Source organism: Kocuria sp. ChxB, assembly GCF_044359605.1.
Classification (GTDB): domain Bacteria; phylum Actinomycetota; class Actinomycetes; order Actinomycetales; family Micrococcaceae; genus Kocuria; species Kocuria rhizophila.
In genome coordinates this window covers 526,008-552,131 of record NZ_CP121123.1, presented here as the reverse complement: position 1 = coordinate 552,131, position 26,124 = coordinate 526,008, and the positions used below count along the sequence as shown (strand labels likewise).

Genomic DNA, 26,124 nt, shown 5'->3' with positions numbered 1-26,124 from the left:
ATCTCAGACCCCGGACGAGGCCCGGTGCCGCTAGTGTGGGCGCATGCGACGCGCCATCTGCCCGGGTTCCTTCGACCCCCTGCACCTCGGTCACTGCGCGGTCATCCGCCGCGCCACCCACATCTTCGACGAGGTGGTCGTGGCGGTGTCCACGAACCCGAACAAGAGCCACCGTTTCAGCGAGGCGCAGCGGATCGAGCTGGTGCGCCGGGTCTTCGCGGACGAGCCCGCCGTGGTCGTGGAGCCACTGGAGTCCGGACTGATCGCGGACTACGCCGAGCGCCGGGAGGCCGTGGCCCTGGTCAAGGGTCTGCGCAACGGCGCGGACTACGACTACGAGTTGCCCATGGCCACCATGAACCGCTCGCTGACCGGCGTGGAGACCGTGTTCCTGCCCGGGGAACCCTCACTGCTGCACGTGTCCTCCTCCCTGGTCATGGAGGTGGCCGCTCTCGGCGGGGACATCGCGTCCTTCGTGCCGCCCGAGGTGCTGCACGCCATCCAGATCCGCTGAGCGGTCGGAGTCGGACCGGGAGCGCCGGGCGGGCCGCGACCCGCAGTTGCCTGCCCGCGCGCGGTTACGCGGGCCCGCGCAGAGCGTGGGCAGAGCGTGGGCAGTGCTGCGGGATGAACCGCGGTCCTGCCGCGTGCTAGGATATTCTGTCGGCCAGTGTCGTTAGCCAGGAGTTCCGTGAATCACCGCAACAGTTCAGCCCTCGCGTACAACGTCAGGGAGCTGCAACACCGCCCGGGGACCATGGACACCCTGGATGTCGAGGCACCCGCACCGAAGGACTTCGGTACGGCGCTCATCGGTTCGCCCGAGGGCGCGCCCATGGAGCTGCAGCTGCGCCTGGAATCCGTCCACGACGGTATCCTGGTGTCCGGAACCGTGATCGTCAGTGTTCACGGGGAGTGCAGCAGATGCCTCGACCCCATTGACTACGAACTACCGGTCGACGTGCAAGAGCTTTTCGTCTTCGAACCGTCTCCGCAGGGTGACGAGAACGTCGAGGACGAGCAAGTGTATGAGGTGCGGGACGAGGAGATCGACCTCGAACCGATGCTTCGGGACGCAGTGATCACTCAGCTGCCGTTCCAACCGGTGTGCCGGGCCGAGTGCCCGGGCCTGTGCGCCCAGTGCGGCGCACGGCTCGAGAACGACCCGGAGCACCACCACGACGTGAAGGATCCCCGCTGGTCCGCCCTCGCAGGGCTGCTGACCGACTCGGAGGATCCGGAACCGTCGGAGCCGACAACCGACACGAGAGAAGAGAGATAGCCGTGGCTGTTCCCAAGCGGAAAATGTCCCGTGCGAATACCCGCATGCGCCGGTCCCAGTGGAAGGCTCAGGCCCCCAAACTGGTGAAGACCGTGGAGAATGGCAAGGTCAGCTACAGCCTGCCGCACCAGGCCAAGCTGGTCTCCGATTCCGCCGGCACCCCCTTGTTCTACGAGTACAAGGGTCGCAAGGTCGCTGACGCGTAAGGTGACCGCTTTGCCGGATCCCGGCGAACTGCTTGAGCGTCTCGGTGTCGATCTCGACACCGAGACGCTTCGCATTGCGCTGACGCACCGCTCCTACGCGTACGAGCACCCGGGGGAGGTGCACAACGAACGCCTGGAGTTCCTGGGGGACGCCGTGCTGCAGCTCGCGGTCACGGACGAGATCTACCACCGCTACCCCGAGTGGGACGAGGGGCGCCTGGCCAAGCTGCGCGCCTCGGTGGTCTCCGCCCGCGCGCTGGCCGGTGTGGCCCGTTCCCTGGGGCTGGGCCCGCACATCCGCCTGGGCAAGGGCGAGGTGCGCACCCACGGCAGTGACAAAGCATCGATCCTCGCGGACACCACGGAGGCCGTCATCGGCGCCGTGTACGAGTCCCTGGGGCCCGTGCCCGCGCGTGACCTTGTGCTGCGGATGATGATCCCCCTGCTCGAGGACACCCGGGTGCTGCACGAGGGCAAGGACTGGAAGACCCAAATCGTGGAGCTCGTGGCACAGCACGGTCTGGGGACCGTGCGCTACGAGGTGGAGGGTACCGGCCCCGACCACGAACGCCACTTCACGGCGGATGCCGTGGTGGACGGGCAGGTGCTCGGCCACGGGGAGGGCACGTCCAAGAAGGCCGCCGAGCGCGCCGCGGCCGCCGCCGCGTGCGAGGCCCTGGCCACACGTCTGCCCGCGAAGGGCTGAGCGCACCGTGCCCGAGCTGCCCGAGGTCGAGGTGGTCCGCCGCGGCGTCGAGCGCTGGGTGGTTGGCCGCACCGTCGAGTCCGTGCAGGTCTTCGACGCCCGTTCCCTGCGCCGCCACACCGCTGGTGTCCTGGACTTCCAGGAGCGCCTGGCCGGGTTGAGCGTGGACTCCGCACAGCGGCGCGGCAAGTTCCTGTGGCTCCCGCTGCGGGAGCGCCCCGGCAGCGAGCCGTCGCAGGCGCTGCTCGTGCACCTGGGCATGAGCGGCCAGCTCCTGGTGGCCTCCGCGGACCAGCCGCAGCCGCGCCACGAGCGCATCCGCCTCGCCCTCTCTCCGGCCCACGACGACGCCGGTGCCGCCCTCCCGGAGCAGGCCCGGTTCGTGGACCAGCGGATCTTCGGCGGCATGCTGCTCGATCCGCTCGTGCCCAGCACGGACGGTCACGGCACGGTGCCGGAGCACGCCGCGCACATTGCGCGCGACCCCCTGGACCCGCTCTTCGACGTGGACGCCTTCCACACCGCCCTGCGACGACGCCGCACGGGCCTGAAGCGCGCGCTGCTGGACCAGGGGCTGATCTCCGGGATCGGGAACATCTACGCGGACGAGGCTCTGTGGGCCGCCCGGCTGCACTGGGCCGCACCCACCGAGACGATGACCGCGCCCCGCACCCGCGCACTGGTGGCGGCGTGCCAGGAGGTCATGCGCCGCGCGCTGGCGGCGGGCGGCACGAGCTTCGACTCGCTGTACGTCAACGTGAACGGGGAGTCCGGGTACTTCTCACGCTCGCTCAACGCCTACGGCCGGGCGGGGCAACCCTGCCCGCGCTGCGCGGCGGCAGGGGAGGACGGCGTGATCGTGCGCGAGCAGTTCGCGAACCGCTCCTCGTACCGGTGCTCGCGGTGCCAGAGGCGGCCCAGGCGGTTCAGAGCGTAGCCCCCGCCGTGAGCCACAGGGGGTGGGCGGTCCCGGTCCCGTGAGGCCGTCCCTGACCCATCGGTGGCGGATCTGCCGCGGCCCGGAACGAGCGGTGCCCGCGACCGTGCGGTCGCGGGCACCGTGGCGCTCAGAGAGGACAACATCACTCCAGCGAGCGCACGCTCTGCAGGTCCGTGGACAGGTTGCTGTTCTCGCTGTCAGAGGCCACCGAGGCGCTCTCGGCGCGGGCGCGCTGCTCGTCCGCGACGTCCTCCACGCGCTCCAGGGACACCGACCCGGTGTTGCGCTGCGGGCGCGGGTGGTCCTGGTAGTACGCGGCCAACCGGGCAAAGCCCTCGTCCAGGCTCACGGACGGAGTCCAGTCCAGCAGCTTTCGGGTCTCGCTCTGGTCGAACCAGTGCGCCGTGGAGAGCTGCTCGGCGAGGAACTCGGTCATGGGCGGCTCTCCGTCGCCCGCGCGCAGCTTGGCGGGCAGGTGCGGCCACACGGTCTCGATCACGCGGCCCGCGAGGCGCGCCGCCTTGCCCGGCACCGAGCGCGTGGGCGCGGGAGAGCCGGTGGCCCGGCACATCCGGGCGATCAGCTCGCCCACGGGGCGCGGCTCGCCGTTGGTGAGCACCAGGGCCCGGCCGTGCACGTGGTCGATGCGCTGCAGCGCCCGGACGATGCCCTCGGAGGCGTTGTCGATGTACGTGGTGTCGATCATCGCGGCACCGTGGTCAAGGTTGGGCATGCGCCCGGCGGCCGCACGGTCCGCCACGCGCTCCACGAGCTGCGTGTCCCCGGGGCCCCACACGATGTGCGGGCGCACGGCGGCCACCTTGAGGTCCCGCTGCCCGTCCATGCTCAGGGCCAGCAGCTCGGCCGCAGCCTTGGAACGGGCGTAGTTGCCGCGCGCATTCTCCGGGTCAGCGGGCTCCGCGCCCGCTCCCTCGATCGAGACCCCGGTGTGGGCCACGGAGGGGGAGGACACGAACACCACGTTCTTCACGCCGGCGTTCTGCGCCTGGCACAGCAGGATGCGCGTGCCCGTGACGTTGACGCGCACGAACTCGGACCAGTCCCCGGTGAAGGAGACCTTGGCGGCCAGGTGCACGACGTCGTCCACGCCGTCCAGTGCGCGGGCCACGTCCTCGGGATCGGTCACCGAACCCAGCACCTCGTCCACGCCCTCGCGCTCGGCCACGGGAGCGTGACCGCGCTGGAACACGCGCACCTTCCAGCCGTGCGCAAGCAGCACGCGGGCGACGTCGCCGCCGAGCATTCCGGACGCGCCCGTCACCAGGACGGTGCGGCCCGTGCCGTCGAGCTCGCCGTGGGTCACCGTGGCACCGCCGCGGTCCGGGTCCGCGATCTGTGCGGAGCCGGAGACGTCAGCACCCTGGGCATCGGGCCGAGCGGAAGGCTCGGACGAGGCCGGCGAGGACGCCGAGGAGGTGGGCCGGGGCGCCGCAGCCGGGCGGGCGGCGTCGGTGGCCGGTGCGCGGTGGCGCCCGGTGCCGCTGGGCTGTGCGGGGGTGTCGCGGGGATCGTCGCTCACAGTGAACTCAGCTTTCCGGTGGCCAGGGCGCGCTCGGCCCAGTCACTCAATTCGGCTCGGTCGATCTTGGAGTTGTGACGGATGTCGGTGGGGTGCTCCGGGACCACCAGCACCGCGCTGACGGGCAAGCCCGTGGTGGCGTGCACCGTGGTCCGGATGCGCTCGGTCAGCTCCGGGGACGCCAGCGCCGGTGCGGACGCGGCGGGATCGGTCTCGATGACCGCCACCGCGGACTGGGACCCAGCAGGACCCACGCCCACCACGGCGGCGCGGCCGACCCCGGGGACGGTCTGCGCGGCGTGCTCGGCCGCCACGGAGGAGACCGGGCCGTCGGACATGGTGATCACGTGCGCCAGTCGGCCCTCGTACCAGAGCCGCTCACGGGCGTCGAAGTGCCCGACGTCGCCCGTGCGGTGCCAGCCCGGGGTCCCGTCCGAGGCACGCTCGGTGATCCAGAGCCGGTCGTAGTGGTCCTTGGCGTGCGGGGCGCGGGCCACGATCTCGCCGGTGACGCCGGGGGTGGTGACGATCTCCGGGGAGACGGAACCGTCCGCGCGCAGCGGCAGCACGCCCAGCTCGGCACCCGCCACGGGGGTGCCCACGCACACGCCGCCGCCGGCACCGGCCATGCCCGCCTGCGCGTCCTCACGGGCGGTGCGGATCACTCCCAGACTGACGTCCGTGAGCGGCAGCGCCTCGGTCATCCCGTAGGGCGTGTGAAGCTCGGCGGCGGGCATGAGCTCCTGCAGCCGGGCCAGCAGCTCCTCCGGGATGGGGGCGCCCGCGGAGAGCATGAGGTCCACGCGCGCGAGGGCGTCCCGCTCGGCGGGGGCCAGCTCGTCCGCCGTGGCGAGCACGTTGGCGATCGCGGCGGGCGAGGCAAACACGGCGGTCGCGCGGATGGCCATGGTGGCTTCCGCCAGCGCCCGCGCGGTGAGCGTCTTGGGGCTCGTGACGTCCATGTCCGGCGTCACGGACGCCGCGCCCAGGGCGGGGCCCAGCAGGGCGAAGGGTGCGAAGCCCGCCACGAGCCCGGTGCCGGCACGCAGGCCGTACGTGTCACGGATGGTGTCGCGCATCCCGGCCATCTGGCGGTGCGTGTACACCACGCCCTTGGCCGGGCCGGTGGAACCGGAGGTGAACAGCACGGCGGCCTCGGCGTCCGGGTTCACGGCGGGGATCTCGTCCGGGGACACCGTGGTCACGGAGTCCATCAGCTCGGGCACGGTGTGCGCCACGCCCAGCAGCTTCTTGGACACGGGGTCCATGGCGTCCGCGGCGATCCGCGTGCCGGGCCAGCCGAGGGCCCGCGCGCCCACGAGGGCCTTGCGGATGCCGATGAACCAGCGGGGCGAGGAGCCGCGCAGCGCCCGGGTGAGTCCCTGGCGGCCGAGGCCCTGGTCCGCCACCACGATCACCGCACCGATGCGCAGGCACGCGTAGATCAGCGTGGTGAGCATGGACCCGGGCGGCACCATGAGGTTCACGCGGTCCCCGGGGCGCACCCCGGTGCGCAGCAGGGCCACGGCCAGCTGGTCCACGGAGGCGGAGAGCTGCGCCCAGCTCACACTGCGCCGGATGTCCAGCTCGGGGGCGGAGCCGTCCACGGTGGTGGCCACGGGGCCCATGTCCACCACGGCGGGGGAGTCGTCACGACGCCGCGCGTCCAGCTCCGCGAAGAACGGCACGAACGCGGCGCGGCCGCGGGCCCGCTGCTCGCGGTGGGTCTCGACGACGGGCTCGGCGTCCCCGAAGCGCTCCTCGAGCCACGTGAACAGCGGGGTGGCGATGTCCCGGGCCTCGGGCAGCAGGTGCTTGGCGCCCTCGAAGCGGTGCACGTCCGCGTGCGGGGCGCGGCGCATGAGGTCGTCCAGGTAGCGCTGCTGGAACACCGGGTCCCCGGTGCCCCACAGCAGCAGCGTGGGGACCTCGCGCGCGCTCATCCGCCCCGCGATCCGCTCGTAGGCGGCGTGGGACGGGTGGTCCTCGGCGGCGGGGATGTCCGCCACGAAGTGGGCGATGCCCTCGCGGCGCTCACGGGAGGTGTAGGGAGCCTTGTAGGCGCGCTTGACGTCCTTGGACGCCGCGGGATCGCACAGTGCGAGCGTGGTGTCCAGGAACGCGGTGCTCCCGGAGGTCAGCGGCTCGTGCACTGCCCTGTTCAGGGCGAGACGCAGTGCAGAGGGGATGGGCTCGGCGTTGTCGTGGTGCACCGCCGTGTTGGTCAGCACGGTGGCCGCGTGGATCGCGGGGTGCTCCTGCGCCCAGCCCTGGGAGATGAGCCCGCCCCAGTCGTGGGCGAGGGTGACCACGGGCAGTCCGGCGCCGTCGATCCCCAGAGTGGCGGTGAGGTCGCCGAGATCCTGGACACGGTCCTCGAGGCGGCGGAAGAGTCCGGTGCGCTCGGAGAATCCCATGTCCAGGTGGTCCACGGCCACCACGCGCCACGGGTGCTCCAGCTCGTTCGCCGCGCGCAGGACGTCCCGCCACAGGTAGGACCACGTGGGGTTGCCGTGCACGGCCAGGACGATGCCCCGGGGGGTGCGGCCGGAGCGCTCGATCTGCTCGCGATTGTCCAGCACGTGCCACCGCCGCTTCCGGCCGGCCACCGGTTCCACGGGCGCGGACGAGGGCACGGAGAGCGCCGTGGACCACGCCGGGTCGATCCCCGGCAGGGGGGTCTCGGTGAAGGGCAGGCGCTCAGCGCCGGGGTGCTGCGGGGACATGGATCCTCCTCGGGGGTTCGGGGTGCTCACCAGGCGATCTCCATGAGGGTGGTGTTCAGCCCGGACCCCACGCCGAGGCACAGCACCCGCGCTCCGGGTTCCAACCGCTCGGACTCGAGGGCGAGCGTCATGGGCAGCGCGGCGGCGGCCACGTTGCCCCAGTACGGGAACGTGAGGGGCACCTTGGCGGCGTCGATCCCCATGTCCTCGATGAGCTTGTTGGTGTGGGAGTTGGAGACCTGGTGGGTCACGTAGGAATCCATGTTCCGCCAGTCCCAGCCGTCGCGCTCCGCATCCAGCCACGCCTCGACCACGAGTCCCACACCGTGGTTGAGCAGACCGGTGGCGTCCGTGAACATCCCGTCCCAGCCACCGACGCACAGGCGGCTGAACTCGGTGCCGGCGCGGGTCACCGAGCCCACGATCCGGTGGCCGTCCGGGTGGCGGTCCGCGGGGCCCACCACGGCGGCGGCGGCGCCGCAGCCCAGGGTGAGGGTTGCGAACTCCTGGACCACCTGTTCGCGCGTGATGTCGTCCTCGCTCAGCCGTGCGATGGCCGCCTCGTGCCACGGGGAGGGGTCCTCGCCGGCCACCACGAGGGCGTACTCGATGGCGCCCGCGTCGATCATGGAGGAGGCCACGGTGAGGGCGTTGACGAAGCCCAGGCACGCGTTGGTCATGTCGAAGTTCAGGGCGGAGCTGGGCAGGCCCAGGCGCTCGTGGATCCCCACGGCCACGGCGGGCTCGTAGTTGTCGCGCGTGACGGACGCGTTGATGAACAGTCCGATCTGCTCCGGGCGGATGCCGGAGTTCTCCAGGGCGGCCTGGCCGGCCTCGGTGGCGCCGTCGGTGAAGTGGCGTCCGGGGGCCCAGCCGCGGCGCTCCTTGATGCCCGCGAGCCGCTCCAGCAGACCCTTGGGAAGGCGCAGCCGTGTGAAGGTCTTGGCCAACTCCTCATCGAACCGGGTGGACGGGATCACCACGTCCGCTTCCGTCTTGGTCACCGACAGGATGGCGGCGTTGCGGTTTCTGATGGTGGAGTTACCGGTCAATGTGGCGCTTTCGATCAGACGCCACCCGTACCGTCAAGGAATCGATCGTTCGTGATGGACCTCGGCGCTCGGGTGAACAAGCGGGCTGGACCGGCCCAGTCTAGCGGTCCTGTCTGACAGGTTCCTCGGGGTGCGCGCCGCGTTCGTCCCGCGGTGCCTGGATGCGGTCCCGCGCCGGGCGGCACCGCGGCACCGGATCGGTCCGAGCGGACCCCGGGTAGAATCGGGGCCCACCCCTTCACGGCCTCCCGAAGAGCCGACCGCCAGACCCAGGAGATCCCCCGCGTGCACTTGAAGACCCTCACCGTGCGTGGTTTCAAGTCCTTCGCCTCCGCCACCACGTTCCACTTCGAACCGGGTGTCACGGCCGTGGTGGGTCCCAACGGCTCCGGCAAGTCCAACGTGGTGGACGCCCTCGCGTGGGTCATGGGGGAGCAGGGCGCCAAGTCCCTGCGCGGCGGCAAGATGGAGGACGTCATCTTCGCGGGCACCTCCGCCCGCTCCGCACTGGGCCGCGCGCACGTGTCCCTGACCATCGACAACGCCGACGGCGCCCTGCCGATCGAGTACTCCGAGGTCACCATCTCGCGCACCCTGTTCCGCTCGGGCGGCTCCGAGTACGCGATCAACGGCCGCTCGTGCCGCCTGCTGGACATCCAGGAGCTGCTCTCGGACTCGGGGCTGGGCCGCGAGATGCACGTGATCGTGGGCCAGGGCCAGCTGGACCGGATCCTGCAGGCCACCCCGGAGGACCGCCGCGGGTTCATCGAGGAGGCCTCCGGGATCCTCAAGCACCGCCGCCGCAAGGAGAAGACCCTGCGCAAGCTGGAGTCGGTGCAGCAGAACCTGGACCGCCTGGAGGACCTCACCGGTGAGATCGAACGCCAGCTCACCCCGCTGGGGCGCCAGGCCCGCACGGCCCGGAAGGCCCAGCGCATCCAGTACGACGTGCGGGACGCCCGCGCCCGGCTGCTCGCGGACGACGTCGTGGCGGCCCGCGCGGGGATGGAGGCGGACGAGGGCGCTGGAGCGGCCGCGCGGGAGCGCCGTGACGAGCTGGAGAGGACCACGGCGGAGCTCGCCCGTCGGCTGCAGGAGACGGAGGCGGCTGCCGCCCGCACCGCTCCGGCACTGAACGAGGCGCGCACGAGCTGGTACGAGCTGAGCACGGTGCGGGACAGCTACCGGGCCCTGGCCACCCTGGCCCAGGAGCGGCGTCGGCTGCTGGGCAGCACCGAGGAGGCCCCCGCGCAGGGACGGGACGCGGACGCCCTGGAGGAGCAGGCCGCGCGCACCCGCGCGGAGGCAGAGCAGCTGGCCGAGCGGGTCACCGAGGCCCAGCAGGGTCTGGAGCGTGCCCAGCAGTCCCGCGCCGAGGCGGAGGACGCGGCGCGGGCCGCCGAGAAGCGCTCTGCGGAGCTCGTGCGGCAGGCCGCGGACCGGCGCGCGGGTCAGGCGCGGCTCGCGGCCGCCGTGACCGCGGCGCGTTCCGGGGTGGGCTCGGCTGAGGCGGACGTGGAGCGCGTGCGCCGGGAGATCTCGGACGTGGTGGAGCGCGCGGAGCGGGCCCGTCTGGAGACCTCCTCCCTGCAGGAGGCCGCCGAGAGCGCGACGGCCCGGGCCGAGCAGGCCGCCGAGCGCGCCCGTGACGCCGAGGAGAGGGCCGACGCCGCCCGCGCGCTGTCCCGCGCGGCGGACGCCCGGCGGCAGCAGAGCGCGAGCGAGCTGCACACCCACACCGTGCGCGTGGACACCCTGCGGCAGTCCCTGCGCCAGCCGGACGGCTCCGCCTCCGTGGCGGACGTGGTGCCCGTGCTCGGGGACGTCCCCCGCTCCGTGCGCGTGGCCCCCGGCTGGGAGCGCGCGGTGGCCGCCGCACTGGGGCCGTGGTCCGACGCGCTCGCGGTGGCCTCCCACACGGGCGCCGCGCGGATCCTCGCCCACCTGGCCGACGCCGGGTCCGGGCGGGTCCACCTGCTGGTCGCCGACGAAGCACACGCGTCCGAGCCCCCGGAGCTCCCGCTGCCCGACGGCTGCGTTCTCGCGCGGGCGGTGCTGTCCGCCGCGGTGACGGACGACGCCGCGGCTGCGGACCGTGTGCTGGCCGCCGTGCGTGCCGAGCTGGCCACCACGGTCCTGGTCCCGGACGCCTCCGCCGCACTCACCATGCTCGACGCCGCCCGCGCCCTCGGCCAGGCGGGTCGCGGCGTGCGCGTGGTCACCCGGGACGGGGACGTCTACGGCGGCCACCGCGTGCAGGGCGGGGCCACGGAGGCGGCGGGCAACCTCGAGATCATGGCGCTGCTCGACCAGGCCGAGGGGGAGACCACCGCGCTGGAGACGGCGGCGCGGCGCGCCGCGGAGGCCGCCCGGAGTGCCGAGCAGGACAGCGCGGCCGCCGTCCAGGAGGCGCGCGAGGCCACCCGGGACCTGCAGCGTGCGCAGAAGGACGCCGCCGCGGCAGGTGCGGCGTCGAGCAGGGCGGAGGCCACGGCGTCGTCGGCGGACTCCGAGCTGGCGCGGCGCCGGGAGGTGCTCACGACCGCCGAGGAACGGCTCGCCCGGCGCGCCGCCGAGCTGGACGAGGCGTTGCGGCGCGCGGAGGCCGTGGAGACCGGCGACGAGGAGAGCCTGGAACGCGAGCAGCTCGAGGCCGCCGCCGAGCGCAACCGGGCCGAGGCGCGGGCCAAGGCGGCCCGGGAGGCCGAGACGCAGGCGCGGCTCGCGCTGCGCGGGCTCGAGGAGCAGCACCGTCACATCGTGTCCCGGGCGGAGGCCCAGGCACGTGCCGCGCGCTCCGAGCGCGCGGCACGCGCGGAAGCGGCCCGGCGTGCCGAGCGGCGCCGGGTGCAGGCCGCGGTGGCGCGTGCCGTCGAGACCGCCGCCGCGCACTTTCGGGAGTCCGCGGAGGCATCGGCCAGGGAGGCCGCTGCTGAGCGGGACGAGATCGAGACGCGCCGCGCCGGGCTGGACGAGGCCGCCCAGCGGCTGCGCACCGAGCGTGACCGCGTGGGGACGGAGCTCGCCGAGCTCACGGAGAAGCTGCACCGCGCGGAGCTGGACCTCGCGCAACGCCGCGCCAGGCTGGAGGGTCTGGAGGCCACCTCTCTCGAGGAGCTCGGGATGACTCCGGACTTCCTGGTGGACCACTACGGTCCCCACCTGCCGGTCCCGGACGCGGACGCCGCGATCGAGGCCGCCCAGACCGCGGAGGACTCCGGCGGCTCCGTGCAGCTCGCCCTGCCCAGCATGACCGATCCCGGCACCCCGTTCCGACGGGAGGAGCAGGAGACCCGGCTGCAGCGGGCCCAGAAGCAGCTCAGGGCGCTGGGGAAGGTGAACCCGCTCGCACTTGAGGAGTTCGCGGCGCTCGAGGAGCGGCACAGGTTCCTGGTCACCCAGCTGGAGGACGTCAAGAACTCGCGCACGGACCTGCGCAACATCATCCGCCAGGTGGACCAGCACGTGGAGGAGGTCTTCGCGGAGGCCTACCGGGACACCGCCGAGCAGTTCGTGTCCGTGTTCGCCACGCTGTTCCCCGGGGGCGAGGGGCGGCTGCGGCTCACGGACCCGGACGACCTGCTCAACTCCGGCGTGGAGGTGGAAGCGCGCCCCGCGGGAAAGAAGATCAAGCGGCTGTCCCTGCTCTCGGGCGGCGAGCGCTCGCTGACCGCCCTGGCGCTGCTGGTGGCCATCTTCAAGGCCCGGCCGTCCCCGTTCTACGTGATGGACGAGGTGGAGGCCGCCCTGGACGACCGCAACCTGGGCCGGCTGCTCACCATCTTCGAGCAGCTCAAGGAGAGCTCGCAGCTGATCATCGTGACCCACCAGAAGCGCACCATGGAGATCGCGGACGCCCTCTACGGAGTGTCCATGCGCGGGGACGGTGTGAGCCTGGTGGTGGGCCAGCAGCTCTCGGAGCTTCGCTAGTCGGTCCCCGCGGACGACGCCGCCCGGTCGCCCTGGCGGCCATCGCGTCAGCCGTCTGTGGTTGGGGCCTCGGTGACGGCTCGTGCGCGGCGGATGAGGGCCGCGCCGCGGCGCCGAACTTCTTTCTCCACGAAGAACTCCGGGGGTTTCTCGTACCACCCCAGATCGTCCCGGGCCAGCGCCACGATGCCGCACCCGGTCGGAGAGGCGGTGAGCACGACGTCCATAGCGAGCGGCAATGCCTCCCAGCCCTTCATCGACCCCGCACCCCGCCACCGGAAGGTCTCGTCGGAGCCCGTGGCGATGTGGAATGCCGAGTCCGTGGCGACCGTCCGGAACTCCGGGGCGACGAACTCCGTGCGCAGTCGCTGGATCACGGCCCCGGGTGCCAGGGGAGACGCCCAGCGGGCCTCCGTGACCATCCGCTCGTGCTGCGGGCGGGCCCGGGAGACACAGGGAATCCACCAGTGGCGGAGGAGGACCCAGACTCCCGGCAGGACGACCGCAAGAAGTCCGAACAGCATCGGGGTGGTGAGGATGCCCCGGTTGCACAGCTCCTTCAGGACACCGTTGAGCACCAGGGTGACGACGAACATCACGAGGAAGCGGATCAGCGCACTGTGGCGCGGGGACGGGTTCCCCGACCTCGTCATCTGCCGTCCGTCCCGCCTGGACGGGGTCGGCGCGCCTCTGACAGGGCGGTCTCCGGCAGCGTCTCCCGCACCGGCAGCCATGCCAGCGCGGCAAGCAGCATGAGCGCCCCGGACACCCCGAACGCCCAGCCGAAGCCCGCGGCGTCCGCCAGCGCCCCGGCAATCACCGGGCCCGCGATCTGCCCGGCGTCGGCGCACATCTGGTACCGGGAGAGCACCTTGCCGCCCGCGCGGTCCGGGCCGATCACGTCCGCCACCGCCGCCTGCTGGCCGGGGTTCAGCGTGCCGGAACCGACGCCCGAGAGCAGGGACAGCACCGCGAAGGCCACCACGGAGGTGCTGAAGCCCACGCCGATGGTTGAGAGCCCGCACACCGCAAGACCCGTGAGTACCAGGGGTTTGCGGCCCAGCCGGTCGGTCAGGCGCCCCGTGACCGTGAGCGCGGCGGCGTTGCCCACCGCGAACAGTGCCAGGGCCAGTCCCGCCACGGCGGGTCCCTCGCCCACCACCTGGGCCGCGAGCAGCGGCACCAGGGCCACGCGCACGCCCATGGCCGTCCACCCCGTGGAGAAGCTGGAGGCGAGCGCGGCGCGGTAGGCACCGGCGTCGAGCGCGTCGCGGACCCGCATGGGTGGCTGGGCGGCACCGGTCCGCTTGGCTCCGAGGGTCTCGTCCCTGAGCCGCAGCCACACCACGAGCACCGCCACGATCAGGGCGCCCGCGTAGATCAGGAACGGCGCGTGCATGCCCAGCCCGGCCAGGAAGCCGCCGAGCACCGGGCCCAGGATCCCGCCCAGCAGGAACGCCGTGGCGTAGTAGCCGGACACCCGCCCCCGCATGTGCCGCGGAGCGAGCCGCACGATCAGCCCCATCGCGGAGACCGTGAACATGGTGGAGCCGATCCCGCCGAGCCCCCGGAACACGAGCAGCTGCCAGTAGGTCTGGGCGAACGCGGTGGCCGCGGAGGACAGGGCCACCACGATCAGCCCGATCAGATAGGTGGGGCGCTCGCCGATGCGGTTGACCACCGCACCGCTCGCGGGCGCGAACACCAGCCGGCACAGCGCGAACGCGCTGATCACCGCGGAGGACGCGGCCACGCCCACACCGAAGCTCGCGGCGAACTGGGGCAGTACCGGGGCCACGAGGCCGTAGCCCAGGGCGATCACGAAGGCCGCCGCGATCAGGACCTTGATGGGCTCGGGGACCTTCTGCCCCGTGGGCGCGGCGGGCGCGGAGGCGTCCGGCGCCGGGGCGTCGGAACCGGGAGCCACGGGAAGGGGAGAAGGGCCCGGGAGGTGCCGTGCGGCGTCGTCGCCGGAAGAGCCGGAGGAGCCGGGAGAGCGGGGCGTGGGGTGGGACACGCCTGGCAGTTTATGGGAGATTAGACGGGTGATGACTCCTGAACTGATGTGGATCGTGATAGCCGCCGCGGTGGTGGTGCTGCTCGTGGTGTTCGGCGTGCTGCTGCTGCGCAGGCCCAAGGCACCGAAGGGCGGGTACCAGGGCACCCGGGACCTCGACGACGTGCCGGGTCTGGACGAGGGCGAGGTGGTCGAGGACCGCCCCGTCAGCACCCTGGAGCGCCCCGAGTCCGCGCGCGGTCGTCTGGCGCGGCTGCGCGGTCGGCTCGCGAAGTCCAACAACGTTCTCGGCAAGGGCCTGCTCGTGCTGCTCTCGCGCGAGCGCATCGACCAGGACACGTGGGACGAGATCGAGGACACGCTGCTCATGGCGGACCTCGGCACGGACGCGTCCCTGGAGCTCGTGGAGAACCTCAAGAAGCGCGTGCGCGTGGACGGCACCAAGGACCCCGCGCAGCTGAAGACCATGCTGCGCGAGGAGATGCTCGCGCTCGTGGACCCCACCCTGGACCGCTCCCTGCGCACCGAGTCCGCTCCCGGCAAGCCCGCCGTGGTGCTCGTGGTGGGCGTCAACGGCGTGGGCAAGACCACCACGGTGGGCAAGCTCGCCCGCGTGCTCGTGGCCGAGGACAAGGACGTCATGCTGGGTGCGGCGGACACGTTCCGCGCCGCGGCCGCGGACCAGCTCGAGACGTGGGGCGCCCGCGTGGGCGTGCCCACGGTGCGCTCCGAGCAGGAGGGCGCGGATCCCGCCTCCGTGGCGTACGACGCTGTCAAGGCCGGGATCGAGCAGGAGTCAGACGTCGTGCTCGTGGACACCGCCGGCCGGCTGCAGAACAAGGCCGGTCTGATGGACCAGCTCGGCAAGGTCAAGCGCGTGATCGAGAAGGCCGCCGCGGTGGACGAGGTGCTGCTCGTGATCGACGCGACCACCGGGCAGAACGGCATGACCCAGGCACGGGTCTTCGCCGAGGCCGTGGACATCACCGGCATCGTGCTCACCAAGCTGGACGGCACCGCCAAGGGCGGCATCGTGGTGGCCATCCAGCGCGGGCTCGGCGTGCCCGTCAAGCTCATCGGCCTGGGGGAGGGCCCGGACGACCTCGCGCCGTTCAACGCCGAGCAGTTCGTGGACGCGATCATCGACTGACGTCCCCGGTTCCCGCACCACGACGGCGTCCGCTCCCTTCCCGGGGGCGGGCGCCGTCGTTGCGTGCGGACCGCTCTGGCGGGGGCCGCCCCGTGCCCACCATGTGAGATGCGGCACCCCGGTTTAACGTGTGCGTCACACGAGCGGCGCATTCGAAACACGCTCGTTACGCCCTGGCGAACCCGGCGGTAACACGGGCGCCGTTGACTGGTCCCCGGAAGCGCAAAGGATGTGCTCGCACGAGACAGGGACGAGGTGATCCGGGTGGAACTGACCGCCGGACACGTGTGGATGGTGGTGGCAGCGGGGCTCGTGTTCTTCATGACCCCGGGGCTGGCACTGTTCTACGGAGGCATGACCCGGGCCAAGGGCGTGCTGAACATGATGATGATGAGCTTCGCGGCCCTCGGCGTGGTGGGGGTCGTGTGGGTGCTGTGGGGAGCGTCGATGCTCAGCGGCGACCCCGTGCTGGGCGGGCTCACGGCCAACCCGTTCGCGCACGCGGGGCTGCAGGGTCTGCTCGGCACCGAGGACCTGCTCGCCTCGGACTTCTCCGTGACGTTCGCCATCATCACGGTCGCGCTGATCTCCGGCGCGATCGCGGACCGCACGCGCTTCGGCACGTGGGTGGTGTTCACGCTCGTGTGGGTCACCCTGGTGTACTTCCCGCTGGCCTACATGGTGTGGGGCGACGGGCTGTTCTCGGAGGAGGGCGCCCTGGGACGGATCGTCGGTGAGCCCATCGACTTCGCGGGAGGGCTCGCCGTGCACATCAACGCGGGCGTCGCGGCCCTCGTGCTCATCCTGCTGATCGGGGCCCGCCGCGGCTTCGGCCGGGACTCGGGGCAGCGCCCCCACAACCTGCCCCTGGTCATGCTGGGCTCGGCCATCCTGTGGTTCGGCTGGTTCGGCTTCAACGCCGGGGCCGCCACCACCGTGGAGCAGGCCGCCCTGGTCTGGACCAACACGCTGGTGGCCCCGGCCGCCGCGATGCTCTCCTGGCTGCTCACCGAGCGGATCCGGGACGGCCACGCGACGTCGCTCGGGGCGGCCTCGGGCGTCGTCGCCGGCCTGGTGGCCATCACCCCGGCGTGCGCGAACGTGACCCCGCTGGGTGCGATCGGGCTCTCGGCTGTGGCCGGTGTGCTCTCGGCGCTCGCGGTGGGGTTCAAGTACCGGATCGGGCTGGACGACTCGCTGGACGTGTGCGGCGTGCACCTGGTCTCGGGCATCGTGGGCACCGTGGCGCTGGGATTCCTGGCGGTCCCCTCCGAGGGACGCGCAGGCCTGCTCCACGGGGGCGGCTGGGGCCTCATGGGCTCGCAGCTCGCGGCCACCGGGTTCGTGGCCCTCTACACGGGCGTGCTCACGCTGCTGATCGGACTGGTGCTCCAGGCCACCATGGGGCTGCGCATCACGCGCCGTGACGAGATCATCGGCGTGGACCTCACGCAGCACGCGGAGTCCGCGTACTCGCTCAAGGACGAGGCCACCGGATCGTTCGCGGGCCACGGCACCCACCGCCCACTGCCCGGCACCGCCGAGGCTCCCGTCCCCGTGAAAGGAAGAATCTCGTGAAACTCGTCACCGCAGTGGTGCGCCCGGAGAAGTTCAGTGACGTCAAGGACGCCCTCGAGAGCTACGGCGTGCAGGGGATGACCGTGCTCACCGTGCACGGCTACGGCAGGCAGCGCGGGCACCGCGAGGTGTACCGGGGCGCGGAGTACACCGTGGACCTGCTGGAGAAGGTGCGCATCGAGACGGTCGTGGAGGACGCCGAGGCCCAGGAGGTCGTCACGGTGGTCGTCGGCGCCGCCCGCACCGGTGAACCCGGGGACGGCAAGGTGTGGGTCACCCCCGTGGAGCACGCGGTGCGCGTGAGCACGGGGGAGCGGGACGACGTCGCCCTCTGAGTCCCGGCGCGGCCGACGGCTTCGCGCCCCGGCCACCCCACGACCGCTCCGCCCGTGCCGCGGCCGCGGCCACGGGCAACCCGCGGCGGCCTCCGGCACCTGGGGCCGCCGTGCGGTGCGCGCGGGCCCGCGCCCGCTTGCTAACCTGGGACACCGAATCATCCGTCGTCCGAGGAAAGCAGCGACCTCCCCGTGTTCAATTCACTGTCCGACCGGCTCACAGCAACGTTCAAGAACCTGCGCGGCAAGGGCAGGCTCTCCGAGGCGGACATCGACGCCACCGTGCGGGAGATCCGCCGCGCCCTGCTCGAGGCGGACGTGGCCGTGCCCGTGGTGCGGGAGTTCACCGCGGTCATCAAGGAGCGCGCGCTCGGCGCGGAGGTCTCCGAGGCGCTGAACCCCGGCCAGCAGGTCGTGAAGATCGTCAACGAGGAGCTGCAGAACGTCCTCGGCGGCGAGACCCGCCGCATCAACCTGGCCAAGACCGGACCCACCGTGATCATGCTCGCGGGCCTGCAGGGTGCCGGCAAGACCACCCTGGCGGGCAAGCTGGGCAAGTGGCTCACGGACCAGGGGCACAAGCCCGTCCTGGTGGCCTCGGACCTGCAGCGCCCCAACGCCGTGACCCAGCTGAAAGTCGTGGGTGAGCGCGCGGGTGTTGCCGTGTTCGCCCCGGAGCCCGGCGCCACCTCGGAGTTCGACGACCCCACGGGTGACCCCGTGAAGGTCGCCCGGGACGGTGTGGACTTCGCACGCTCCAAGCTCTACGACGTGGTGATCGTGGACACCGCCGGGCGCCTGGGCATCGACCAGGCGCTGATGAACCAGGCGCGGGACATCCGCGACGCCGTGGACCCGGACGAGGTCCTGTTCGTGATCGACGCGATGATCGGTCAGGACGCCGTCAACACCGCCAAGGCCTTCGACGAAGGCGTGGACTTCACCGGCGTGGTGCTCTCCAAGCTGGACGGCGACGCCCGCGGCGGCGCGGCGCTGTCCGTGCGCGCGGTGACCGGCAAGCCCATCATGTTCGCCTCCACGGGCGAGGGCGTGCGGGACTTCGAGCAGTTCCACCCGGACCGCATGGCCTCCCGCATCCTGGACATGGGTGACGTCCTCACGCTCATCGAGCAGGCCGAGCGGCAGTGGGACAAGACTGAGGCCGAGCGGATGGCCAAGAAGTTCACCGATCAGGAGGACTTCACGTTCGAGGACTTCCTGGCGCAGATGCAGCAGCTGCGCAAGATGGGCTCCATGAAGAAGATGCTCGCCATGATGCCGGGCGCCGCCGGCATGCGGGAGCAGCTGGAGAACTTCGACGAGCGCGAGATCGACCGCGTGGAGGCCATCGTGCGCTCCATGACCCCGCACGAGCGCGTGGCCCCCAAGATCATCAACGGCTCCCGCCGCGCCCGCATCGCCCGCGGCTCCGGCGTCACGGTCTCCGAGGTCAACCAGCTCATGGAGCGCTTCGCCCAGGCCCAGAAGATGATGAAGCGCCTGGCCTCCGGGCAGGGCGTTCCGGGCATGCCCGGTGGGATCCCCGGCATGGGCCGCGGCGGTGCCGCCAAGAAGGGCAAGGCCAAGAAGAAGGGTTCGCGCTCCGGCAACCCCGCCAAGCGGGCCCAGGAGCAGGCGGCACTCGCGTCCGGGCAGAAGCCGGCCGCGAAGGGCAGCGCGTTCGGCGCCCAGGGCAAGGACCTGGACGCCGAGTCGCTCAACCTGCCCAAGGGCTTCGAGAAGTTCCTCGGAAAGTAGGCATCCATGGGTTCGTACCTCCCCGACGACGAGCTGCGCGAGTTCATCGCCACGCTGCCCACCCGGCGGCTGGCCTCCGCCGCGGTCATCCGTGACGAGCACGGCCGGGTGCTTGCGGTGGAGCCCAACTACAAGGACGGCTGGACCCTGCCCGGCGGCACGGTGGAGGCGGGGGAGGACCCGCGCACCGGGTGCTTCCGCGAGGTGGTCGAGGAGGTCGGACTGCACCTGCCCGAGGGTCGGCTCATCGCCGTGAGCCACGGTGTGGGCATGGGCATGTGGGGGGACTCGGTCTCGTTCCTTTACGACGGCGGCACCATCTCGTCCGACACCCCGATCACCGTGCAGGAGGAGGAGCTGCTGTCCTACCGCTGGGTGGCGCCCGAGGACCTGGAGACGGTCATGCCTGCCGGGATGGCCGAGCACCTGCGGGCCGCCATCGAGGCCCTCGAGGCCGGCACCGTGGTGGAGCGCGTGATGCACGGGGGTTCACGCTCATGACCGAGCGGCCCGCGCCGCGCACCGTGGTGCTCGTGCTCGCGGACGCCCCCGAGCTCCCGTTCGTGGCGTCCGCCCTCGGTCTCGGCTTCACCGCCGTCTCACGGGACGGCTGGTCCGCGGTCGTGCTTCCGGAGGGTGTGGATCCTGCCGGGCTGGCCGCCGCGGGGGACCCGCGCAGCATCGCCGTGCGCCTGGACTCGGACGGCAGCGCACGCGCGCTGCGCGTCTACCCACCCGTGGCCGCGCTCGATGCCCATGAGGACTGGGGCACCCAGTTCGACGAGCTCGAAGAGTCCACCACGCTGCGCTGGCCCGCCGTCCACGAGGACTCCGTGGCGGGGCTGCTGGCGGGCGCGCGTGACGCCGCGGGGTCGGACGGGCCCCCCGAGGACCGTGGCACGGGCGGCGACGCCGCGGCGTCGGCACCCGGGGGCAACCTCACGGCCGCGGCGAGCATTGCGTCCCTGTGCGACCTCGATCCCGCTCAGACGGCACGGCTGGAGAACTACGCCCGCACGGCGAGCTCCGCCCTGCTGCTGGAGTCCGTGCTGCAGCTGCTCGGGCTGCCCGTGGTCGCCGCGAAGATCGTGGAGGGCCAGCGGGAGGTCTCGGAGCTCGACGGGGTCACCCACCACGAGCCCCGCCCCGCGGCACTGTCCGTGCTGGACGCCGCGAGCGTCGAGCCCAGCGGCTCGGACGTGCTCTCCCGCCTCCAGCGGGCCTACGTCCGCAGGCCAGGACTGCTGCTCGCCCTGGGCAGCGCGGAAGCCGTGCTCGGCGCGGGGCTGGCCGGTCTGGCCGCGCGGGGTGGACGCAGTGCCAAGGTGCTGGGATCGGCCTCCGCGCTCATGCTGTCCGACGCCGCCCTGCAGGCCGCTCTGTGGGCCTCCGTCCGCTCACGCAGGAAGCACTGAGCCCTCCGCCACCCCGCTCGCGTCCCGTCACCGCGTGCGCCGGCCGGTTTGACAGCTGTGGCACAATGGACGGGTACTCGAGCCGTGCGGACCCTCTCACCGCGCGTGACTTCGTGTCCACAGGAAACCCACGTGCTGCCCGCCCCACGGGCTGGCGTGTGCGGTGACCGATTCCATTCGAAACAGGAGTAACCACACAAGTGGCAGTCAAGATTCGTCTCAAGCGTATGGGCAAGATCCGCGATCCCCGCTACCGCGTGGTCGTCGTCGATTCCCGCAAGAAGCGCGACGGTCGCGTGATCGAGGAGGTCGGCGTGTACCAGCCGACCGAGAACCCCTCGTACATCAACCTGGTGTCCGATCGCGTGCAGTACTGGCTCGGTGTGGGCGCGCAGCCTTCCGAGGCCGTGCTCGCTCTCATGAAGATCACCGGCGACTGGCAGAAGTTCAAGGGCCTGCCGGGTGCCGAGGGCACGCTGAAGCAGCCCGAGGGCAAGACCCCGTTCGTCGCCCCGGACAACGGCTCCGTGATCATTCCCGAGGCCATCACCCCCAAGGCTGAGAAGGCCGAGGAGGCACCCGCCGAGGACGCCGCTCCCGCAGAGGACGACGCCGAGAAGGCAGAGTGAGCATGCTCGCGGAAGCCCTGGAGCACCTGGTCCGTGGCATCGTGGACAACCCCGAGGATGTCTCGGTGCGTTCCCGCGACAACCGCCGCGGCGAGACGCTCGAGGTGCGCGTGCACCCGGATGATCTGGGTCGCGTGATCGGGCGCTCGGGACGCACGGCCAAGGCCCTGCGCACCGTCGTCTCGGCACTGGCTTCCGGCGAGAGCGTGCGCGTGGACGTGGTCGACACCGACCGCCGCCGCTGAGCGGACGCACCACTCGTCACGGCCCCCGTTCCCTCCCGAGGGGAACGGGGGCCGTGTGCATACCGGCTGCGGTCCCCGGACACGGACCGCGCAGCACTCAGCAGGACATCCCTGGAGGAGAAGACATGAGCGTTCGGGTGGCCCGGATCGGCAAGCCGCACGGTGTGCGGGGGGAAGTGACCGTGGAGCTGTTCACGGATGATCCGCAGTCTCGCTTCGCGCCGGGCTCGGTGCTGAGCGTCCAGCAGGCGCGCGGCGGCCGACGGGGCCAGGGCGCCGACCGCCCCGAACCCCTGCGTGTCGAGGGCCTGACCGTGGGCGGGCACCGCTGGAACAAGGACGTCCTCGTGGCCCGGTTCGAGGAGATCCGCGACCGCAACGCGGCCGAGGCCGCCCGCGGGCTGGAGCTCTACGCGGAGGTCGCGGACCTCCCGCTGGAGGACGACGAGTGGCACCAGGACGACCTCCTCGGCCTCGTGGCCGTGGACCTCACCCGCGACGAGGCACGGATCGGCACCGTCAAGGCGCTGATCCAGGGCAGCGCCCAGGACCTGCTGGAGATCACCCCGGAGAAGGGCGGGCGTGCCGTCCTCATCCCGTTCGTCGAGGAGATCGTCCCGGAGGTGGACCTGGACCGCGGGCTGGTCCTCGTGACCCCGCCCCCCGGACTCCTCGAGCTCGGCGAGGACGACTGACCCGTGCGCATCGACGTCCTGAGCATCTTCCCCGAGTACCTGGAGCCCCTGAAGCTCTCCCTGATCGGCAAGGCCGTGACCGACGGTCTGCTCAGCCTGCAGGTCACCGATCCCCGCGAGTTCGCCACGGACCGGCACCGCACCGTGGATGACACCCCCTACGGTGGCGGCGCGGGCATGGTCATGAAACCCGAGCCGTGGGCGCAGGCCCTCGAGACCGTGGTGCGGGCCGGTGCGGGGGCGGGCCGTGCGGCGTCGTCGCGCCCCGTGCTGGTCGTGCCGTCCCCGGCGGGGGAGGTGTTCACCCAGGAGGTGGCGTACGAGCTGGCCGAGGAGGAGCACCTGGTCTTCGCGTGCGGGCGCTACGAGGGGATCGACGAGCGTTTCATCGACTGGGCGCGGGACGAGGTGCGGGTGCGCCCCCTGAGCCTGGGCGACTACGTGCTCAACGGGGGAGAGGTGGCCGTGCTCGCGATGGTCGAGGCCGTGACCCGGCTGATCCCGGGGGTGATCGGCAACCCCGAGTCCCTGGCGGAGGAGTCCCACACGGGCGGGCTGCTGGAGTACCCGGTGTACACCAAGCCCGCGCAGTGGCGCGAGCGCACCGTTCCGGACACGCTGCTGTCCGGGCACCACGGGCGGATCGCGCGCTGGCGGCGCGACCAGCAGCTGGTGCGCACCGCACGCCGCCGCCCCGACATGGTCCTGGCACTGGACCCGGCCACCCTGGACCGCGCGGACCTCGCGGTGCTGGCCGAGGAGGGGTTCACCGTGGCCGGCGGGCAGTGGCGGCGCTCCGAACGCACCACGCCGCAGGGCGCACCGGAGGACCCGTCCGATATGGCATAATGGACGGCTGTGTGTGCGTCGGGCACGCCCCTGCCGCAGGGGGGAGAGCGACCAACGACGCACCGCCCGGGACGGCCACTTCACGTCCTGTCCCGGAACCTGGAGCACGTGCACCCCGCGGGGTGGCGCGCGAACCACACGTGAGAGACCTGCGGCGATCACGAGGAGTCACATCATGAACATTCTTGACCAGCTTGATGCCAAGTCCCTGCGCGACGACGTCCCCGACTTCCGTCCCGGCGACACCCTGAACGTGCACGTGAACATCGTGGAGGGCAACCGCTCCCGTGTCCAGGTGTTCAAGGGCTTCGTCATGGGCCGTCAGGGCTCCGGCGTGCGCGAGACCTTCACGGTCCGCAAGGTCAGCTTCGGTGTGGGCGTGGAGCGCACCTTCCCGGTGCACTCCCCGATCATCGAGAAGATCGAGCTCGTGAGCCGCGGCGACGTCCGTCGCGCCAAGCTGTACTACATGCGCGACCGTCACGGCAAGGCTGCTCGCATCCGCGAGAAGCGCGAGTCGAGCGCCTCGAGCAAGTAGGACTCACCGGGTGCCTGAGCACACGGAACACGCAGAGGACCCGGCACCTGCCGGGTCCTCTGCCGTGAGACGGCCCGTTTCCGCACGACGCTGGTGGTTGCGCGTCATCGCAGCCGCCCTCGTGACCGCGCTCGTGGTCACGGTGCTCGTGCGCGGGTTCGTGCTGGACGTGTACTGGGTGGGCTCGGACTCCATGGAGCCCACGCTCGAGGGCGGAGACCGGGTCCTCGTCAACAAGCTCGAGTCCGAGGACAACATCCAGCGGGGTGATCTCGTGGTCTTCGACGGCCGAGGCTCCCTGGACCCGCTGCACTCCTCCGACCCCTGGTACGAGCAGGCCGCGGACACCGTGGGACAGTGGCTCGGCCTCACCGGCTCGGACACCATCTACGTCAAGCGGGTGATCGCGGTGGCCGGGGACACCGTCTCGTGCTGCACCGCCGAGGGCCTGATCACGGTCAACGGTCAGCCCCAGCACGAGGACTACGTCTACCCTGGTGATGCACCGTCGGACATCCGGTTCACGGTGCAGGTCCCCCCGGGACGGGTGTGGCTCATGGGCGACCACCGCAGCGTGTCGGTGGACTCCCGCTCGCTTCTCGGTGCCCCCGGCGGTGGTCTGATCCGCACGGAGCGCATCGTGGGCACGGCCGAGAGAGTGGTGTGGCCGCTGGACCGGGCCCGCTCTCTCGAGGAGTGAACCGCATCCGCACCTGCCGGTGAGCGTGGCAGCACCTCCCGGCACCTCCCACCCGGAACCGTCAGAACGCAGAGAAGGACAGTGCAGTGGCTGAGCAGCACGACGCCGGCGCGAACGGCGCCCACCCCCATGACGACGCCGCCCAGCCCACGCGGCGCGGCAGCGGCGGCAGCGGCGCCAAGAGGTCCCCGGGGTGGAACGCGGTCCGGGAGGTCCTGATCGTCATGGCGCTCGCCGTGGTCATCGCTTTCGTGGTCAAGACCTTCCTGGTGCGCGGCTACTACATCCCCTCGGGCTCCATGGAGCAGACCCTCGAGCTGGACGACCGCATCTTCGTCAACGTCATCGGTGCCAAGACCGGTCACATCGACCGCGGGGACATCGTGGTCTTCGACGACACCCAGGGCTGGCTGCCCGAAGCCCCGGAGACCCGCACCGGGCCCGTCCGCGAGGGCCTCGAATTCGTCGGTCTGCTGCCGGACAGCAGCCAGCAGGCCCTCGTCAAACGCGTGATCGGTGTGGGCGGCGACCACGTGACGTGCTGCGACGCCTCCGGCAAGGTGTCCGTGAACGGCCAGCCGCTCGACGAGCCCTACATCTACCCCGGAGCCGCGCCCTCCGACTTCGCCTTCGACGTCACCGTTCCCGAGGGCAAGGTCTTCGTGATGGGCGACCACCGCAACGCCTCGGCGGACTCCCGCTTCCACATCGAGACCGGCACCCAGTTCGTGAGCGAGGATGACATCGTGGGCACGGCCTTCGTGATCGCCTGGCCGCTGGACCGGTTCCAGTTCCTGCACAACCCCGAGCAGACCTTCCAGGACGTCCCCGCGGCCGGCGGGCAGTGAGCCCCGCGCGCTCCGCCCCGGCCACCACCCTCGACGTGGAGGTGTTGCTCGCTCAGCGCGGGGCGCGCTTCGTGGCGGGGATGGACGAGGTGGGCCGCGGTGCGCTGGCAGGTCCCGCGAGCGTGGGCGTCGTCGTGCTGGACGTCCCAGCCCTGCTCGCGGAAAAATCGGTGGCGGGCGCCTCCCAGGGCGGGCAGGCGCCGTCGACGCCGGACGGTCCGGGACCGCGCGCGCCGCACCCCTGGGAGGGCGTACGGGACTCCAAGGCCCTCAGCCCCGCCCGCCGCGCCGCACTGGCACCCACGATCGGCGCGTGGGCCGCGGCCACGGCGGTCGGCCACGCGCAGCCGCGGGAGATCGACGAGCTGGGGATCAACGCCGCACTGCGGCTCGCCGGTCTGCGCGCACTGAAGGCGGTGCGTGCCGCGGGCGTGCCCGTGGACGCACTGATCCTGGACGGCTCGTACAACTGGCTGAACGCTCCGGCGGTGCTGGGCCAGGCCGAGGACCCGGTCGAGCTGCCTGCCGTGGTGCACACGCTGGTGAAGGCGGACGCGCAGTGCGTGAGCGTGGCCGCCGCGTCGATCCTGGCGAAGGTCGAACGCGACGCCCTCATGGGAGAGCTGCACCGGGAGCACCCGGACTACGACTGGGCGTCCAACAAGGGATACGGCAGCGCGGCTCACCGTGCCGCGCTCGCGGAACGGGGCACCACCGACCACCACCGGCTGAGCTGGAACTTGGGCGCGGGGTAGTTCGCGCCGAGAGCTCTGCGGAGCCCCGGTTGGCGTTCGCGCGGTGGGCTCCGCGGTCGGCGTTCGCGCGGTGCTCTCCGTGGTCGGCGTTCGCACGGTGGCTTCAGCGGTCGGGCAGCGGTTGCGGCCTGGGTGCACGCGGCTCTGCGACAGGGAGTGCTGAGCGGGCCGGTCGTCCGGTCGGCCCGGGGGAGCGCGGGTGTGCCCTGTGGCTCGGCGAGCTCCTCGCG

General features: G+C 72.0%; 25 protein-coding genes. 20 read left to right on the top strand and 5 right to left on the bottom strand.

The features are described from left to right. Window positions 1-43 precede the first annotated feature (43 nt). The 5 genes from coaD to mutM all read left to right on the top strand — a co-directional run bounded on the left by coaD (window position 44) and on the right by mutM (window position 3,131). Complete coding sequence (gene coaD / locus P8S73_RS02360) at window positions 44-514, top strand: pantetheine-phosphate adenylyltransferase (RefSeq protein WP_059280915.1); 471 nt, start codon at window positions 44-46, stop codon at window positions 512-514. Between the two features lie 177 nt (window positions 515-691). After that, entirely contained in the window at window positions 692-1,282 is a 591-nt protein-coding gene (locus P8S73_RS02355; protein ID WP_019308957.1) for a DUF177 domain-containing protein, read from the top strand. Between the two features lie 2 nt (window positions 1,283-1,284). Continuing rightward, entirely contained in the window at window positions 1,285-1,488 is a 204-nt protein-coding gene (gene rpmF, locus P8S73_RS02350) for a 50S ribosomal protein L32 (protein WP_012398114.1), read from the top strand. Between the two features lies 1 nt (window position 1,489). Beyond that, window positions 1,490-2,194: a ribonuclease III gene (rnc, locus tag P8S73_RS02345; RefSeq protein ID WP_396350475.1), complete on the top strand. Its 705-nt coding sequence runs from the start codon at window positions 1,490-1,492 to the stop codon at window positions 2,192-2,194. A 7-nt stretch (window positions 2,195-2,201) separates the two neighbouring features. Beyond that, window positions 2,202-3,131, top strand: a complete 930-nt coding sequence (gene mutM, locus P8S73_RS02340) for a bifunctional DNA-formamidopyrimidine glycosylase/DNA-(apurinic or apyrimidinic site) lyase (protein ID WP_019308959.1) — start codon at window positions 2,202-2,204, stop codon at window positions 3,129-3,131. Between the two features lie 145 nt (window positions 3,132-3,276). Here mutM and P8S73_RS02335 read toward each other — a convergent pair whose 3' ends face one another. The 3 genes from P8S73_RS02335 to P8S73_RS02325 form a co-directional block, all read right to left on the bottom strand. Next, window positions 3,277-4,398, bottom strand: coding sequence for an NAD(P)-dependent oxidoreductase (locus P8S73_RS02335; protein WP_235005052.1), 1,122 nt, complete (start codon window positions 4,396-4,398; stop codon window positions 3,277-3,279). 272 nt (window positions 4,399-4,670) lie between these two features. Then, window positions 4,671-7,400, bottom strand: coding sequence for an alpha/beta fold hydrolase (locus P8S73_RS02330; protein ID WP_396350474.1), 2,730 nt, complete (start codon window positions 7,398-7,400; stop codon window positions 4,671-4,673). A 26-nt stretch (window positions 7,401-7,426) separates the two neighbouring features. Continuing rightward, a complete protein-coding gene (locus P8S73_RS02325; RefSeq protein WP_019308962.1) occupies window positions 7,427-8,452 on the bottom strand; it encodes a 3-oxoacyl-ACP synthase III in 1,026 nt (341 codons plus the stop codon). Between the two features lie 285 nt (window positions 8,453-8,737). Between P8S73_RS02325 and smc the strand changes: the two genes are divergently transcribed. Beyond that, on the top strand, window positions 8,738-12,382 hold the full coding sequence (smc, locus tag P8S73_RS02320; protein ID WP_396350473.1) for a chromosome segregation protein SMC: 3,645 nt from the start codon (window positions 8,738-8,740) through the stop codon (window positions 12,380-12,382). A 47-nt stretch (window positions 12,383-12,429) separates the two neighbouring features. Here the strand turns inward: smc and P8S73_RS02315 are convergent, their stop codons facing one another. Next, complete coding sequence (locus tag P8S73_RS02315) at window positions 12,430-13,035, bottom strand: hypothetical protein (RefSeq protein WP_059281893.1); 606 nt, start codon at window positions 13,033-13,035, stop codon at window positions 12,430-12,432. Continuing rightward, window positions 13,032-14,399 (bottom strand): MFS transporter, encoded by a 1,368-nt coding sequence (locus tag P8S73_RS02310; RefSeq protein ID WP_059281892.1) that lies wholly within the window; start codon window positions 14,397-14,399, stop codon window positions 13,032-13,034. Before P8S73_RS02310 ends, P8S73_RS02315 begins: the two co-directional genes overlap by 4 nt. Window positions 14,400-14,430: 31 nt before the next feature. On the opposite strand from P8S73_RS02310, the gene ftsY reads away from it, so the two are divergent. From ftsY to P8S73_RS02240, 14 genes are all read left to right on the top strand, one after another. After that, window positions 14,431-15,549 (top strand): signal recognition particle-docking protein FtsY, encoded by a 1,119-nt coding sequence (ftsY, locus tag P8S73_RS02305; protein WP_059281891.1) that lies wholly within the window; start codon window positions 14,431-14,433, stop codon window positions 15,547-15,549. Between the two features lie 264 nt (window positions 15,550-15,813). Continuing rightward, on the top strand, window positions 15,814-17,127 hold the full coding sequence (locus P8S73_RS02300) for an ammonium transporter (protein ID WP_396350472.1): 1,314 nt from the start codon (window positions 15,814-15,816) through the stop codon (window positions 17,125-17,127). Beyond that, window positions 17,124-17,462, top strand: coding sequence for a P-II family nitrogen regulator (locus P8S73_RS02295; RefSeq protein WP_019308968.1), 339 nt, complete (start codon window positions 17,124-17,126; stop codon window positions 17,460-17,462). The genes P8S73_RS02300 and P8S73_RS02295 overlap by 4 nt, the downstream gene beginning before the upstream one ends. A 192-nt stretch (window positions 17,463-17,654) precedes the next feature. After that, window positions 17,655-19,220, top strand: a complete 1,566-nt coding sequence (ffh, locus tag P8S73_RS02290; protein ID WP_039100510.1) for a signal recognition particle protein — start codon at window positions 17,655-17,657, stop codon at window positions 19,218-19,220. A 6-nt stretch (window positions 19,221-19,226) separates the two neighbouring features. Further along, window positions 19,227-19,721: an NUDIX hydrolase gene (locus P8S73_RS02285; RefSeq protein WP_047978140.1), complete on the top strand. Its 495-nt coding sequence runs from the start codon at window positions 19,227-19,229 to the stop codon at window positions 19,719-19,721. Then, entirely contained in the window at window positions 19,718-20,635 is a 918-nt protein-coding gene (locus P8S73_RS02280; RefSeq protein WP_039100512.1) for a hypothetical protein, read from the top strand. The genes P8S73_RS02285 and P8S73_RS02280 overlap by 4 nt, the downstream gene beginning before the upstream one ends. Window positions 20,636-20,835: 200 nt before the next feature. After that, window positions 20,836-21,264 (top strand): 30S ribosomal protein S16, encoded by a 429-nt coding sequence (gene rpsP / locus P8S73_RS02275; RefSeq protein ID WP_019308972.1) that lies wholly within the window; start codon window positions 20,836-20,838, stop codon window positions 21,262-21,264. A gap of 2 nt (window positions 21,265-21,266) precedes the next feature. Beyond that, window positions 21,267-21,509: an RNA-binding protein gene (locus P8S73_RS02270; protein ID WP_029603087.1), complete on the top strand. Its 243-nt coding sequence runs from the start codon at window positions 21,267-21,269 to the stop codon at window positions 21,507-21,509. Window positions 21,510-21,634: 125 nt separating this feature from the next. After that, on the top strand, window positions 21,635-22,204 hold the full coding sequence (rimM, locus tag P8S73_RS02265; RefSeq protein WP_039100513.1) for a ribosome maturation factor RimM: 570 nt from the start codon (window positions 21,635-21,637) through the stop codon (window positions 22,202-22,204). A 3-nt stretch (window positions 22,205-22,207) separates the two neighbouring features. Beyond that, window positions 22,208-23,053, top strand: a complete 846-nt coding sequence (gene trmD / locus P8S73_RS02260; protein WP_039100514.1) for a tRNA (guanosine(37)-N1)-methyltransferase TrmD — start codon at window positions 22,208-22,210, stop codon at window positions 23,051-23,053. A gap of 175 nt (window positions 23,054-23,228) precedes the next feature. Beyond that, window positions 23,229-23,591, top strand: coding sequence for a 50S ribosomal protein L19 (gene rplS, locus P8S73_RS02255; RefSeq protein WP_019308976.1), 363 nt, complete (start codon window positions 23,229-23,231; stop codon window positions 23,589-23,591). A 10-nt stretch (window positions 23,592-23,601) separates the two neighbouring features. Beyond that, window positions 23,602-24,291, top strand: coding sequence for a signal peptidase I (gene lepB, locus P8S73_RS02250; protein WP_181950971.1), 690 nt, complete (start codon window positions 23,602-23,604; stop codon window positions 24,289-24,291). Window positions 24,292-24,377: 86 nt separating this feature from the next. Then, the gene (gene lepB, locus P8S73_RS02245) at window positions 24,378-25,139 is read left to right on the top strand and encodes a signal peptidase I (RefSeq protein WP_019308978.1); all 762 of its coding nucleotides are present in this window, start codon (window positions 24,378-24,380) and stop codon (window positions 25,137-25,139) included. Further along, a complete protein-coding gene (locus P8S73_RS02240) occupies window positions 25,136-25,894 on the top strand; it encodes a ribonuclease HII (RefSeq protein WP_019308979.1) in 759 nt (252 codons plus the stop codon). The genes lepB (P8S73_RS02245) and P8S73_RS02240 overlap by 4 nt, the downstream gene beginning before the upstream one ends. Window positions 25,895-26,124: the final 230 nt, after the last annotated feature.